8 protein-coding genes and 1 pseudogene are annotated in these 13,940 nt (G+C 72.6%); 3 read left to right on the top strand and 6 right to left on the bottom strand.

Annotated elements, in window-relative coordinates; all coding sequences use genetic code 11:
- The first annotated feature begins 13 nt into the window (after positions 1-13).
- Complete coding sequence (glgB, locus tag JT723_RS18480) at positions 14-2,260, top strand: 1,4-alpha-glucan branching protein GlgB (RefSeq protein ID WP_205045772.1); 2,247 nt, start codon at positions 14-16, stop codon at positions 2,258-2,260.
- Positions 2,261-2,284: 24 nt separating this feature from the next.
- On the opposite strand, the gene JT723_RS18475 is transcribed toward glgB, so the two are convergent.
- The 4 genes from JT723_RS18475 to JT723_RS18460 all read right to left on the bottom strand — a co-directional run bounded on the left by JT723_RS18475 (position 2,285) and on the right by JT723_RS18460 (position 8,337).
- The gene (locus tag JT723_RS18475) at positions 2,285-3,631 is read right to left on the bottom strand and encodes a helix-turn-helix domain-containing protein (RefSeq protein ID WP_205045771.1); all 1,347 of its coding nucleotides are present in this window, start codon (positions 3,629-3,631) and stop codon (positions 2,285-2,287) included.
- A gap of 231 nt (positions 3,632-3,862) precedes the next feature.
- Positions 3,863-5,683, bottom strand: a complete 1,821-nt coding sequence (locus JT723_RS18470) for an ABC transporter permease/substrate binding protein (protein WP_205045770.1) — start codon at positions 5,681-5,683, stop codon at positions 3,863-3,865.
- Positions 5,676-6,722, bottom strand: coding sequence for a quaternary amine ABC transporter ATP-binding protein (locus JT723_RS18465; RefSeq protein WP_205045769.1), 1,047 nt, complete (start codon positions 6,720-6,722; stop codon positions 5,676-5,678). The genes JT723_RS18470 and JT723_RS18465 overlap by 8 nt, the downstream gene beginning before the upstream one ends.
- 466 nt (positions 6,723-7,188) lie before the next feature.
- Positions 7,189-8,337 (bottom strand): isoafricanol synthase, encoded by a 1,149-nt coding sequence (locus tag JT723_RS18460; protein WP_205045768.1) that lies wholly within the window; start codon positions 8,335-8,337, stop codon positions 7,189-7,191.
- A 336-nt stretch (positions 8,338-8,673) separates the two neighbouring features.
- Here JT723_RS18460 and JT723_RS18455 point away from each other — a divergent pair.
- Both JT723_RS18455 and JT723_RS18450 read left to right on the top strand, forming a co-directional pair.
- A pseudogene (locus tag JT723_RS18455) lies at positions 8,674-11,598 on the top strand (ATP-binding protein).
- Positions 11,599-11,692: 94 nt separating this feature from the next.
- Positions 11,693-12,517, top strand: coding sequence for an SAM-dependent methyltransferase (locus JT723_RS18450; protein WP_205045767.1), 825 nt, complete (start codon positions 11,693-11,695; stop codon positions 12,515-12,517).
- A gap of 49 nt (positions 12,518-12,566) precedes the next feature.
- Here the strand turns inward: JT723_RS18450 and JT723_RS18445 are convergent, their stop codons facing one another.
- Together JT723_RS18445 and JT723_RS18440 are read right to left on the bottom strand one after the other, a co-directional pair.
- Positions 12,567-13,478, bottom strand: coding sequence for a helix-turn-helix domain-containing protein (locus tag JT723_RS18445; protein WP_205045766.1), 912 nt, complete (start codon positions 13,476-13,478; stop codon positions 12,567-12,569).
- 96 nt (positions 13,479-13,574) lie between these two features.
- Complete coding sequence (locus tag JT723_RS18440) at positions 13,575-13,868, bottom strand: DUF397 domain-containing protein (RefSeq protein WP_307794025.1); 294 nt, start codon at positions 13,866-13,868, stop codon at positions 13,575-13,577.
- Positions 13,869-13,940 lie beyond the last annotated feature (72 nt).

Here is a 13,940-nt window from a genome sequence, read left to right as displayed (position 1 = left end):
AGGAGAACGCACCATGGCCGCACCGACCCGCCGCTCCACCGCCAGGCGCACAGGCAGAGCGGCACAGCTGTCCCTCGAACCCGCCCGGCCCGCCTCGCCGTTGCCTCCGCAGGAGGCGGCGGCCCTGGTCGAGGGCCGCCACCACGACCCGCACGCGCTCCTGGGCGCCCACCCGGTGCCCGGCGGTGTCCGCGTCAGGGCGCTGCGCCCGCACGCCGAGCGGGTGGTCGCCGTGGTGGACGGCGCCGGCCACGAACTGGCCGCAGAGGGCGACGGCCTGTTCGCCGGCGTCGTCCCGGCCGACGACGTCGTGCCGTACACGCTGCGGGTCACCACCGACGGGATCGAGCGCGAGGAGCAGGACGGCTACCGCTTCCTGCCCACCCTGTCCGACCTCGACCTGCACCTGATCGGCGAGGGCCGGCACGAGCAGCTGTGGAAGGCGCTCGGCTCGCGGGTCCGCACCGTCGCCGGCGTCGGCGGCACGACCTTCGCGGTGTGGGCGCCCAACGCGGGCGGCGTGCGCGTCGTCGGCGACTTCAACGGGTGGAGCGGGGTGGCGCACCCGATGCGCTCGCTGGGCTCGACCGGTGTGTGGGAGCTGTTCGTACCGGGCGTCGCGGAGGGTGCCCGGTACAAGTACGAGATCGCCACCCGCGACGGCCGGATGCTGCGCAAGGCCGATCCGATGGCCCGCTCGGCCGAGGTCCCGCCGGCGACCGCCTCGATCGTCCACACATCGGCGTACGCATGGCAGGACGGGGAGTGGATGGCGGCCCGCTCGGGCCGTGCGCACGACGCGCCCATGTCCGTCTACGAGGTCCACCTCCCCTCCTGGCGCCCCGGGCTGACGTACCGGGAGCTGGCGACCGAACTGCCCGCCTACCTGCTGGAGATGGGCTTCACCCACGTCGAGCTGATGCCGGTGACCGAGCACCCCTTCGGCGCGTCCTGGGGCTACCAGGTCAGCGGCTTCTACGCGCCCACGTCCCGCTTGGGCTCGCCGGACGACTTCCGGTACCTGGTGGACGCGCTGCACCGGGCGGGGATCGGGGTGATCATGGACTGGGTGCCGGCGCACTTCCCGAAGGACGACTGGGCGCTGGCGCGTTTCGACGGCGAGCCCCTGTACGAGCCGGCCGACCCGCGGCGGGCCGAGCACCCGGACTGGGGCACCCTCGAATTCGACTTCGGCCGCACCGAGGTGCGCAACTTCCTGGTTGCCAACGCCGTGTACTGGTGCGAGGACTTCCACATCGACGGCCTGCGGGTCGACGCGGTCGCCTCCATGCTCTACCTGGACTACTCGCGCGACGGGGACAACTGGCTGCCCAACGCCCACGGCGGCCGGGAGAACCTGGACGCGGTGGCCTTCCTGCAGGAGATGAACGCCACCGTCTACCGCCGCTGCCCCGGCGTGGTCACCGTCGCCGAGGAGTCCACCGCCTGGCCGGGGGTGACCCGGCCCACCGACCAGGAGGGTCTGGGCTTCGGCCTGAAGTGGAACATGGGCTGGATGCACGACTCGCTGGAGTACATGCAGCGCGAACCGGTGCACCGCAGGCACCACCACCACGAGATGACGTTCTCGATGGCGTACGCCTACAGCGAGAACTACGTGCTGCCCCTCTCGCACGACGAGGTCGTGCACGGCAAGGGCTCGCTGGTGCGCAAGATGCCGGGGGACTGGTGGCAGCAGCGCGCCAACCTGCGCGCCTACCTGGCCTTCATGTGGGCGCACCCGGGCAAGAAACTGCTGTTCATGGGCCAGGAGTTCGCCCAGGGCACCGAATGGGACCACGACACCGGGCCGCAGTGGCCGGTGCTGGCCGACGAGTGGCCGGCCGCCGCCGACCACCGCGGGGTCCAGCAGCTGGTGCGCGACCTCAACGGCCGCTACCGCGAGACGCCCGCCCTGTGGCGCGGCGACACCGACCCGGCGGGCTTCGACTGGATCGACAACAACGCGGCCGAGGACAACGTCTTCTCCTTCGTCCGCTACGACGAGGCGGGGCACCCGCTGGTGTCGATCAGCAACCTCGGCACCGCCCCGCGCACCCGCTACCGCGTCGGCCTGCCCGCCCGCGGCTCGTGGGAGGTGGTCCTGGACACCGACGACGTGCGCTACGGCGGCAGCGGGGCGCTCGGCGGCGCCACCGCCGTCGTCCCCGACGGCCTGCCCTGGCAGGGCCATCCCACCAGTGCGGAGGTCACGCTGCCGCCGCTGGCCACGGTGTGGCTGCGGCCGCCGGCCCGGTGAGGTCCGGCGGCCGCAGCGCCGGGGCTACTCGAACGCGTTGGACGTGCACTTGAGCTGGTTGCCGCCGCGCAGGCCCAGGTCCTGCAGCGCCCGCTGGAAGGCCGTCATGGCGGCGTCGGACTTCCCGCAGCTCTGGTAGAGGTCGCCGAGCCTGCGCCAGGCCAGCGCCGTCTGCCGGGACGGCGTGACCTGCCGCAGGTCGCGGGCCGCCGTCATCAGGGTCTCCTCGGCCAGCGCCTGGTCGCCCATGGACAGCTGCGCCTCCGCCAGCGTCGCCCTGGCCTGCACGGTCAGCCAGCGCGGCTCGTTGTGCAGCAGCCCAAGGGCACGGCTGGCGTGCCGCAGCGCGTCGTCGACCCGGCCGAGCCGGATGCTCGCCACCCCCAGGTCGTTCTCCAGCCGCGCCTGTTCCGCCGCGGTGCCCACCTGGACCAGGATGTCGTGGGCCTGCGTGAACAGGTCCCAGGAGCGCTCCACGTCCGGCGGGTCGGACTCCATCAGCAGCGAGCCGTGCATCGCGGTGAGCAGTGCCCGGTGCCGCAGGTTGTCGGTGGCGGCCATCAGGTGCAGCGCCCGCTCGGTCAGGGCCAGCGCGTCGGCGGTCGCGCCGCGCGCGTGCGCGACCTGGGCCGCGTTCCAGTAGACACCTCCCCTGGTGACCTGCGACTCGGCGTCCTCGGCCGTCGCCACGAGCCGGTTCGCCAGCAGGTGCGCCCTGGTGAGGTCGCCGCGCATGCTGTAGGTGCCGATCAGCATCGAACCGAGCTGGATGTAGTCGTCGGTCGCCTCAAGGCCGAGCTGGTCCAGCTGCTGCAGCGCCTTCTCGCCGACCTCCGCGCTGAGCGCCAGGTCGCCGCACTCCCGGTAGCAGCGGCACAGGGAGGCGGCGATCTGGCTCCACTCCTGCGAGCCGACGACGGTGGCCGGCGCCTCGTACAGGTCGGTCAGCAGCTGGACCGCGGCGGACAGCGACCCTATCTTCTCCAGCGCGAGCGCCAGCCCGATCTGCGCCCTGCGCACCGAGGAGTCGGCCAGCAGCGGCTTGTCGGCCAGGGCCTCGCTGAACGATTGCAGCGCCTCGCCGTTCTCCCCGTTGCGCAGCGCCATCTCGCCGAAGGCGATCTTCAGCTCAAGTTCCTTGATCCGATTGTCGTCCCTGCCGGACCGCAGATATTCGACCGAGCAGCCGAGACGGTCCGCCAGGGCCTGCAGGACCGCCTTCGACGGGGTGCGCTTGCCGGTTTCGATTAGGGACACATAGCTGACGGAGAACTCGTCACTGGCCAGATCCTGTTGATGGAGGCCACGAGCTCGGCGCAGTTCACGAAGACGGGGTCCGATACCGGTGCTGTCGTCCTGCGGTAGCTTCATGGACTCTCCAGCCGCTGAGCCGTGCATTGATGTGACCGTTACAATCAGTCATTTTTACCATGCCCGTCCGCGCGGCCGCCCAATAGGTCGCCACTTGGTTCCCGATCCATGACGCCGCGGACGGTCATCCTTTACACGGTAGTTGATTTTCGTTCAACTCGGAATAACTTCGTGTCAAGTGACTTTGCGGGGCGAACACGGGGTTGTTGTTCTACGCCGTTCGTTTCTTTTTCAGCCGCCGGCGCCCACCGGGGCCATGGTGTCGAGCACCCCCGGGTGGGCGGCGACCCACTGCCGGACGCCCTGGGCGGTGTTGCCCTGGCCCGCCGCCTGGATGGCGGCCTCCAGGGAGCCGAGCTGCGGCTCCGTCATGTGGAAGCCCCGCATCCACGAGCTGACCTCGGGAAGCCGGGCGGCGGAGGCCTTGTTGGCGAGGTCGTGGATGGAGTCGCCGGGACCCCACAGGGACTTCGGGTCGGACAGCTTGGTCAGGTGGTAGGTGCTGTAGGCCCAGTGCGGCGACCACAGCACGACGGCGACCGGCTTCCTGGCGGCGTAGTCGCGGGCGAGTTCGGCGAGCATGCCCGAGGTGGAGCTGCTGACCAGCCGGTAGTCCTTGTCCAGGCCGTAGCCCGGCAGCACCTTGTCCTTGAGCAGGCCCATCTCGCCGGCGCCGGGCTCGATGCCGACGATCCTGCCGCCGAACTCCTTGCTCCGGCCCTTGAGGTCGGCCATCGTCGTGACCCCCTTGACGTAGGAGGGGACCGCGACCTCCAGCGAGGTCCTTTCGTACCACTTACCCAGATCGGTGTAGTCCTTCCCGTACTGCTTCAGATACGCGGCATGCGTCGTCGGCAGCCAGGCGTCGGTGAGGACGTCGATGTCGCCGCGGGCGAGCCCTGTGAAGGCAGCACCCGGGTCGTACGTCTTGACCGCCGCCTTGAAGCCGCGGGCGTCGAGCGCGGCCTTCCACAGGTTGGCCGAGGCGATGGACTCGTCCCAGTTGAAGGACCCGATGGTGACGGTGCGTCCCTTGCCGACGTCGCTGCCCGCCGCGACGGGGGCGCTCGGCTGCCCGTCGCCGCCGAAGACGCCCGTGCCCGCGGCGACCAGCGCCAGCGCGACGACGCAGGACAGGCCCACCGCCGGGCGCGGCCGGTAGCGCAGCACCGCGAAGCCGCGCAGCCGGCCCCCGGTGCGGGCGCGGGCCGCGGTCCGCCGGCCGAGCGCCGAGACCTGCTCGCCCATCGCACCGGTGATCCGGTCCAGGTAGACCGCGAGCACGACGACGGACACGCCGCCCTCGAAGCCGAGACCGATGTCGACCTGGCTGATCGCGCCGAAGACGGTCGAGCCCAGCCCCTCGGCGCCGACCATGCCGCCGATGACGACCATCGACAGGGCCAGCATGATGACCTGGTTGACGCCCGCCATGATCGTCGGCAGCGCCAGCGGCAGCTGGACCCGCAGCAGGGTGCGGGCCGGTGCCGTACCGAAGGCGTCGGCGGCCTCGACCAGTTCGGGGTCGACCTGGCGGATGCCCAGCTCCGTCATCCGCACGCCCACCGGCATGGCGAAGACGATGGTGGCGATGACGGCGGGGACCGTACCGAGGCTGAAGAAGATGATGGCCGGGATCAGGTACACGAAGGCGGGCAGCGTCTGCATGACGTCGAGCACCGGGCGCACCAGTGCGCTCGCGACCCGGCTGCGGGCTGCCCACACCCCCAGCGGCACCGCCAGCAGCAGCGCCACCGCGGCCGAGACGACCACCAGCGACAGCGACTGCATCGCCTGGTCCCACTGCGCCACACCGTCGATGAGCGCGAACCCGGCGAAGGCCGCCAGTGCGGTGGGCAGGCCGCGCATCCAGAAGGCGAGCGCGGCCAGGATGCCGGCCATCAGCAGCGGCGAGGGGCCGCCGAGCACCCATTCCACCCCGTCGTAGAGGTGGTTGACGACGCTGCTGACCGCGTCGAAGAGCCAGGAGAAGTGCCGGGTGAGCCAACTGACGACGTCCTCGGCCCAGTTGCCGAGACGGATCCTAGGCACGGTGGGCCTCCTTCACCGGCTGGTCGCCGAGCGCGGCGAGCAGGGTGTCCCGCGCGATGACGCCGCTGAGCCGCCCCTCGTCGTCCACGACGGCCAGCGGCTGCCGGGTCCGCGACGCGGGAGTGAGCAGCTCGGCCAGCGGTGTGTCGGTGTGCGCGGTCACGCACTGCGGGTCGCTCAGGTCCACCGCCACCGGCGGCTTCTGCATGATCGAGGCGGCGGTGAGCACCCGGGAGCGGTCCACGTCCTGCACGAAGCTGGCGACGTAGTCGCTCGCCGGGTCGACGAGGATGTCCTGCGCGGTGCCGATCTGCACGATCCGGCCGTCGCGCATGACGGCGATCCGGTCGCCCAGCCGCATGGCCTCGTTGAGGTCGTGGGTGATGAAGACGATGGTCTTGCGCAGCCGCTGCTGGAGGGTGAGCAGCTGGTCCTGCATGTCCCTGCGGATCAGCGGGTCGAGCGCGGAGAAGGACTCGTCCATCAGCAGCAGGTCGGCGTCGGTGGCCAGCGCGCGGGCCAGACCCACCCGCTGCTGCATGCCGCCGGACAGCTCGTCGGGCCAGGAGCGCTCCCAGCCGGCCAGGCCGACCAGTTCCAGGGCCTGCGCGGCCCGCTCCTCGCGCTCCTGCCGCGGCAGCCCCTGCACTTCGAGGCCGTAGCCGGCGTTGTCCAGCACGCTCCGGTGCGGGAAGAGCGCGAAGTGCTGGAAGACCATGCTGATCCGGTGCGAGCGCAGGTGCCGCAGGTCCTTCGCGGCCAGCGACGAGACGTCCCTGCCGTCGAAGAGGACCCGGCCCGAGGTGGGCTGCGCCAGGCCGTTGAGGGTGCGCAGCAGCGTCGACTTCCCGGACCCCGACAGGCCCATCACGACGAAGATCTCGCCCTGCTGAACCTCGAACGAGGCGTCGATCACGGCGGCGGTGGTGCCTTCCGCACGCAACTCGTCGCGATCGGTGCCCGCCTGGATGCGGCGGACACCTTCCTTGGGCCTTCGTCCGAAGACCTTGAACACGTGCTCGGCTACGAGCTTGGACACAGCTGCCTTTCGGGCCGACGACAGGGCGGGGACCGGCCCCCCCGCGGTCCGCCCACCGAACCTAACGGGACGCCACCGCCGCTTTCAGGTGGCCGCCGGCGCCGCCCCCGCGGCGCCCCGCGCACCGGCTCCGCGGCCCTGAGGGCCGGTCACGGCGTGGAAAGCCAGGCGGGCGCGCGATCGTGGAACAGGTCACATCCGCGGCGCCGCTGGGCGCGGCTGACGCCCTGATTCAGTGGCTTATGCAACCTGTCGCCCGCGTGACGGCCCGGGTGCGCAGCGTGCCGGAGCGGCGACTCGGCACCGGACCGCCTTCGTTTGGAAGGCCCGTGACAGGGTCCGTGGGATGGGGTGGTTTGCGACGATATGACGGGTGTTGCATCGTAATGGAACCGTGCCCGGAATTTCTCCGAGCTGTGGCCCGCCCCGAGGGTTGAAGCGCGTCGCGCCGCGGAAGAAGGGCCGGTCAGACGGTGCTTCCGTGCTGCGGTGCGGCAGGGCCTGCGCGGTGCGGTGCGGCGGCGCCGCCCTCCGCCGCCAGTCCGCCCCAGGGGCGCCGGCGCCCGCCGCTCACCGCCGCGACGCCGGTCGCGTCGTACCGTGCGGTCGCCAGCGACCACGTCAGGTTGCCCGCCATGACATGGCGCATCCCGTCCACGTAGTGCGCCACGTGATCCCGCGTCTCGCGCCCGACCCCGCGCAGCACCAGGGCCTCGGGCAGCGCGGCGGCCAGCCGTACGAAGCGGTCGGTGCGCGCGTTGGCCAGGCCGCTGACGTGCTCGACGGACTCCTCGACCGTGCAGCCCTTGTGCGCGCGGTGCACGACCACGCTGTTGTTGACGTCGCCGGCCGCCAGCTCCTTGACCAGCGAGACGATGTCGTTGACGAAGATCACCACGTCGCCGGTGATCTGCCGCATCTCCCGCAGCGCCGGCAGGCGGTACACCTCGTCCGGCAGCGCGTAGCCGCCGCACCGCTCGGCGAAGTCCAGGCAGGGCCTGACCCCTATCGACTCCCGCCGCACATCGAGGAAGCGTTCGAGCGACGGCAGGCGGTCGGCCGTACGGTGCCGGGCCTCCGCCTCGTGGGCGGCCATGTACGCGCGCCAGTGCGCGCCGAAGCGCAGCCGCCAGCCCCGTTCGGCGCCCGCGGTGGAGCGCCGCCAGATGTCGCGGAAGGCGTGCACGAGCGGGCCGTCCCCGGGGCGCACCGCCTCCGCCGCCTTGTCCGCCGCCTCATCCGGTGCCATGGCGGCGGCGAGGTCGGCCACCAGCTGCCGGATCCGTGCGGGCCTGGTGCCCAGGTCGGCGTCGAACTGGTCGTCGAAGATGAAGAACCAGGCGTTGAAGTCCGCCGCCAGCTCCAGGTCCGCGGCCCCGGCGTCGGGGTAGAAGTAGGCCATCAGCCGGTCGAGGCGCAGGGCGTCGTACTCGGCGGTGGCGGCGTCCCCGGTGAGCAGGCCGGTGCCCTGCGCCCACTGCAGGGTGTGCTGCCTGGCCCGCTCGGCGTGCAGGTTCAGCCGGGCGGGGAAGGGGATCCTGACGGCCGCGGTCTGCCGGGTCGGATCCGCGGTGCGGCCCTGCGGTGTGCTTCCCCCAGCCGTCTCGTCCGACATGCGCCCTCCAGGGTGCCGCGAAGCCCGGTTGTCCGATGGGCGATGCCCGAGTGCCGTGCAGGAAGCGTAGGCGCAGCGTCCGCCGGCGGACCGTCGTCTGCGGGCGCCCGGAGGTGCGCGACCGGCGCACGCGGGCTCGTGTGCGCCCCCCGGGGCGACCCCCGAGGGCGCTACCGGAAGCCGGGAGGGTAGCGTTCCCCGGCCCCCGGCGGGCCGACTCCGGCCAAGCTGCCGGAGAAAGCCGCGCGGCAGACCACATATCGTGCGCACGTGCGTACGCTGTGCCTACCCGGAGGGACGGGTGCACGGGGACACCGCGCTTTCGAGGGACATGACATGGGGTACACCGCAGACCAACCGCCGCGGCACAAGCGGCTGCTGCTGGAGCGTGAGACCGAGATGGCAGCCCTGGAGGCGCTGCTGGCGGAGCTGAGTGCGCCGGCGCAGGGGGCGGCCGCGTCCGGCACCGGCGGACTGCTGGTCTTCGCGGGACCTGCGGGCCTCGGCAAGACCACGCTGCTCGGCGAGGTGCGCAGAAGGGCCGTCGCCCGCGGCTGCACCGTGCTGTCCGCCCGCGGCGGCGAGCAGGAGCAGGGCGTCGCCTTCCAGGTCGTACGCCACCTGGTGCAGCCCCTGCTGGCGACCGGCACCGAGCAGGAGCACCGGGAGGCGCTGGGCAGCTGGTACGACATCGTCGCCCCCGCCGTGGGCCTGGTGGCGGGCGCGAGCGGCGGATCGCCCGACCCGCAGGGCGTACGCGACGGCCTGGACTGGATCGTGACGCGCTTCGCGATGCAGCGCGCCCCGCTGGTGGTCGTGCTCGACGACGCCCACTGGGCCGACGCGGAGTCGCTGGCGTGGCTGACCGGCTTCGCGCCGCGGGTCACCGAACTGCCGATGCTGCTCGTCGTCGCCTACCGCCCCGACGAACTGCCGCGCGACGCCCTGGCGTTCGGCCGGCTGGCCGAGCGGCACGGCTCGCGCACCCTGGACCTGGCGCCGCTCACCCCGGGCGCCGTCAGCCGTATCGTGCGCGACACCCTGGGCGAGGACGCGGACGAGGCCTTCTGCCGGGAGACCTGGGCCGTCACCGGCGGCAACCCCTTCGAAGCCGTGGAACTCGCGGCCCGGGTCGCGGACCGCGGCCTGAAACCCCAGGCCGTCCACCTGCCGGAGCTGCGCGAGCTGGCCTCGGCGGTCAAGGGCGGCGGCCTGATCGAGCGCCTGGAGCGGCTCGGCACCTCCGCGGTCCGCTTCGCCTGGAGCGTCGCGGTGCTGGGCGCCGACGCCTCCCGCAGCCGCGCGGCCGGTGTCGGCGGGCTCGGCGAGGCGGAGTCCGCGGAGGCGGTGGCCGCGCTGCGCGAGGCCCGCATCCTGGCAGAGCCGCCCCGCGGCGGGCTCGAAGCGGCCGACAGCAGGCTGGAGTTCTTCCACCCGCTGGTGTCCACGGCCGTCTACCGGGCGATCCCCGCGGCCTTCCGGGTGGCCATGCACGGCCAGGCCGCCGCGGTTGTCACACAGTCCGGGCTCGGCGTGACCGCAGCCGCCCGGCACCTGCTGGAGACCCACCCGGAGAGCGACCCGTGGGTGGTGCAGCAGCTGTCGGAGGCGGCCCGCGAGTACCTGCGGGCCGGCGCCCCCGACGCGGCCAGGCGCTGCCTGGCCAGGGCGCTGCGCGAGCCGCCCGCGATGGAGGACCGCGCCCAGGTGCTCTTCGAACTGGGCTGCTCCGCCCTGCTGACCGAGCCCGCGATCACCGTCAACCACCTGCGGGCCGCCCTCGACGAACCCGTACTGGCCCCCGAGCTGCGGGATGCGATCGTCTACCGGCTGGCGCAGGCGCTCGGCCACTCCGACCGGATGGCGGAGGCGGCCAGGACCGTCGCGGAGGCCGCCCGCCGGGCCACCGACCTCAGGACCCGGCTGCACCTGCAGGCCGAGCAGTTCATGTGGGACGCCTTCAGGGCCGACGAGCAGGACTCCACCGCGCGCTCCCGCAAACTCGCCAGGCTCGCCGACCACCTGACCGCCCGCGGCACGGCGGAGCGCTACATCCTGGGCCTGCGCGCCTGGGACGCCATGGTCAGGGGCGAACCCGCGGCCACCGCGCTGCACTTCGCGGAAGAGGCGCTCGGCGGCGGGCTGCCGTGGACCGACGACCAGTGGGGTTTCGAGGTGCCGGTCCTGGTGGCCCTCACCTTCCTGTACTGCGACCAGCCGGGCCGGGCCGAGGACCTCTTCCACCAGGGCATCGTGGAGTGCCAGGACAAGGGCTGGCGCGGCGCCCACCTGTCCTTCGGGCACACCCTGCTCGGCTACATCCGCTTCCGCCGCGGCCGGCTGGACTCCGCCGAGACCATGGTCCGCGAGGGCCTGCGGATCGCCGACCGGGTCGGCCACCAGGTGCCCGCGCAGTACTTCGCGGTCGGCATCCTCATCGAGATCCTGCTCGCCCGCGGCCGCACCGAGGAGGCGCGGATGCTGGCCGTCTCCTACCACTACGGCGACATCGTGCCCAGCGCGGTGGTCTACCCCGACGCGCAGACCGTCCACAGCGAACTGCTGCTGGCCCTCGGCCGGGACCGCGAGGCCGAGCGGCAGCTGACCGCGGTCGGCGAGCGGCTGGACGCCCGCGGGATGCGCAACCCCGCATGGTGCCCCTGGCCGCTGCACCTGGCGGCGGCCAGGGCGGCCACCGACCCCGACGGGGCCGTCCAGGCCGCGGAGGAAGGCGTCCGCAGGGCGCGCAGGTTCGGTACGCAGTCCGCCGTCGGCTAGGCGCTGCACGCCCTGGCCGCGGTCACCCCGCTGCCCGGGCGGGCCGGCGTCCTGGCCGAGGCGGTCGCGCACCTGGAGCGCTCGCCGTCCGGCTACGACCTGGCCAGGGCGCTGGTCGACCACGGAGTCACCCTGCGCCGCACCGGACTTCCCCAGCAGGCCGCCGAACAGCTGCACCGCGGCCTGGAGTCGGCCGTGCAGTGCGGCGCCGACGCGCTCGCGGCCCGCGCCCGCGAGGAGCTGAACGCCACCGGCCTGTGGCCGCTGCAGCCGCGTACCGCGGACGCGGACTCGCTCACCGTCCAGGAGCGCGCGGTCGCCGAGTGGGCCGCCGGCGGATGGTCCAACGCCCGGATAGCGGAGGCACTGGGCGCCTCCGACGCGGTGGTGCGGCGGCTGCTGTCCGACATCTACCTCAAGGCCGGCTGCGACCACGCGGGCCTGCCCCGGCTGGTCGCCGAGAGCCCCGGCGCGTCCGGGTAGGCCGGGGGCGCGTCCCGGCAGCCCGGGCGGGGTACTGCGGCGGCCGGCCACTGCATAGGCTGGCCCCGGTGGACCGGCAGACCGGGGGAGTGGCGTGGACGAGGAATTGGCGCAGGCCGCGGGGGACAGGCTGCGGCAGGACCTGCCGCACAGCGCGCGGATGTACGACTACTACCTGGGCGGCAACACCAACTACGCCGTCGACCGGGAGGCAGCAGAGCGGGTCATCGCGACCTTCCCCGCCGTCCGGGCCGCCGCCCGCGTCAACCGGGCCTTCGTGCACCGCTCCGCGCGGATGCTGGCCCGCGACCACGGCATCCGGCAGTTCCTCGACATCGGCACCGGCATCCCCACCGCTCCCAACCTGCACGAGGTGGTGCAGCGCGAGGCACCGCAGGCCCGGGTCACCTACGTGGACAACGACCCGATCGTGCTGGTCTACGCCGACAGCCTGCTGCGCTCCTCCGCCGAGGGCGCCACCGGCTACGTCGAGGCCGACGTGACCGACCCCGTGCACCTGCTGGACGTGGTCCGCAGGGACGGCTGCCTGGACCTGGACCTGCCGGTGGGGCTGAGCCTGAACGCGCTGCTGCACTTCGTGCCCGACGAGCAGGACGCCCACGGTGTGGTCGCCGCCCTGGTCGCGGCGCTCGCCCCCGGCTCGTACCTGACGATCTCGCACTGCACACCGGACTTCGCCCCCGAGATGTGGGCGGCGATCGTGGACGTCTACACCAAGGGCGGCACGGCGCTGCAGGTGCGCAGCCGCGCCGAGGTGCGGGAGTTCTTCGCCGGGCTCGACCTGCTGGAGCCGGGCGTGGCGGTGGCGCACCGCTGGAATCCCGAACCGGGGAGCGGGCCGAGCCTGATCTCGGACGCGGACGCGTCGCTGTACGCGGGCGTCGCCCGCAAGCCGTAGCCGTGCACGCGGCCGGGTCCGTACCAGCTGCCGCTGCCCTGAGCGGTCGTCAACGGTACTTCTGGCAGTAGTCCTTGAGCTTCTGCAGGCAGGCCGCGGACCCCAGCGAGCCGACCATCAGCCGGTCGAAGCCGCGCTCGTAGGCGTCGACCTCCTGGCGGTCCTGCAGGTACAGCCCGCCGTTGCAGCGCTCGACGTAGACGATGGCGGGCAACTGGTCGGCGGCGAAGTCGAAGACGGTGGTCGTACCGATCTGCACGGGCAGGTTGAGCCGGGCGGAGGGCGCCAGCCGGAAGCTGATCCGCTCGTGGCCCGCCAGCTCGATCAGGTGCTCGATCTGCCGCCGCATGATCGGGTTGGTGCCGTAGCCGCGGGACAGCGTCACCTCGTCCAGCACGCAGATCAACTGCGCCGCGGAGTCCCGCAGGAAGCGCTGCGCGCGCATGGCCCGCAGCTCCATGATCCGCTCGGCCGTGCGCACGTTGGGCTCCAGCGAGTTGGCCCTGACCAGCGCCCGGGTGTAGTCCGGGATCTGCAGCAGCCCGAGCAGCTGCCCGCTCTCGTAGGAGCGGATGCGCGCGGCGATGTCCTCCAGGCTGACGTAGGTCTGCAGTTCCTTGGGCGCGACGTCCCGCCAGGCCTCCCACCAGCCCTTCTCGTTGGCCTGCTGGGACAGTTCCAGCAGCCGGTCGCGCTCGGTGCCCTCCGCCACCTGGTAGACGTCCAGCAGGGACAGCACGTCCCGCTCCTTGAAGTCGTGCTCGCCGGACTCCAGTCGGCTGATCTTGGAGGCGGAGCAGCCGCCGATCGCGCGTGCGACCTCCTTCTCCGTCAGGCCGAGCGCGTCGCGGTGCTTGCGCAGCGTCTCGCCGAAGATCATGCGCTGCGCGGTCGGCGCCCGGCCGGAGAGCGGGCGGACATGGCGGACTCCGCGCGGGGCGCGGGACGGCTGGGCAGGCACGGGCGGGCTCTCCCTCGCGCTGAGCGGGCGGATTCCATGGCCCCCTCATCCTGCCTCAGTCATATGAGATCGGAAGTTGCCGAAACCGGCGGCCGGTTACCGACCTCCAGTGAACTCGCCCGCCGCCACGGCGGCAACGAAAGCGCGGGCCGCATCGCGCCCGAAGATCAGAACCGCCCCTTCCGGGTCCTTCGAGTCGCGGAAACCGACCGTTTCGCGACCGATTCCGCCCACTTCCACGCACGCACTCTGGTGGTTGCTGTAGGAGCTTTTCTGCCATGCGACGGCTGATGTGCCCCTGCCGTCCGCCACCGCCGGGTCTTCCCTGCCGTCCTCGTGCTGCCCGTGACCGGCCATGAGTCCTCTTTCCGTGCCGAGACCGATGATCACGCCGGCGGTCTGCAAATGCAGAGACCGGCTTCCCGGGAAGGATGGCCTGCCGCCGGCCACTTCATGCGCGGC

The sequence above is a fragment of the Actinacidiphila bryophytorum genome (assembly GCF_016916835.1).
GTDB classification, from domain to species: domain Bacteria; phylum Actinomycetota; class Actinomycetes; order Streptomycetales; family Streptomycetaceae; genus Actinacidiphila; species Actinacidiphila bryophytorum.
Note: the sequence above shows the minus strand (reverse complement) of the source record. Positions and strands in the feature narration are given on the sequence as shown.